The organism is Mesorhizobium sp. M1A.F.Ca.ET.072.01.1.1 (genome assembly GCF_004023325.1).
Lineage (GTDB): Bacteria > Pseudomonadota > Alphaproteobacteria > Rhizobiales > Rhizobiaceae > Mesorhizobium.
This window is the reverse complement of the sequence record NZ_RZSF01000767.1, coordinates 1-415: the sequence shown is the minus strand read 5'-3', so window position 1 is coordinate 415 and position 415 is coordinate 1. Positions and strand designations below refer to the sequence as shown.

At 64.1% G+C, this 415-nt stretch carries 1 protein-coding gene; it reads right to left on the bottom strand.

The window, feature by feature from the left end:
* Window positions 1–356 (bottom strand): TetR/AcrR family transcriptional regulator (locus EOA32_RS37935; RefSeq protein ID WP_145971542.1); only part of this gene is annotated, 356 nt, incomplete at its 3' end.
* Between the last annotated feature and the right edge of the window lie 59 nt (window positions 357–415).

The following is a 415-nucleotide window of genomic DNA, read 5'->3' as shown; positions in this document are numbered from 1 at the left end:
GGATCACCCAGTACCGCCGGAGCATCGCGGAACATGATGCGCTGGATCTCCGGCTCCAGCGCCAGTTCGATGTAAGTGGTGCATTCGTCGACGAAATGCTGCCAGCGGGTCGGCGCCCTCGCCGCCACCTCGTTCACCCGGGCAGCCATCTCGCCGTCGATCTCGGCGATGACCGCCTGCAGCAATCCCCTCTTGTCGCCGACGTGGTGATAGAGCGCGCCGCGCGTCAGCCCGGCCGAGGCGGTGAAATCATCCATCGAGGCGTCCGCATAGCCGATGGTGCCGAAAGCGTGGCGGGCGGCCGCGATCAGCTTGGCGCGCGTCTCGGCAATCATCTCCTTGCGAGGTCGGTGCATACGGTCTGGCCCAACTTACATACGCATCGTATGCCAATTGACATACGCGGCGTATGATC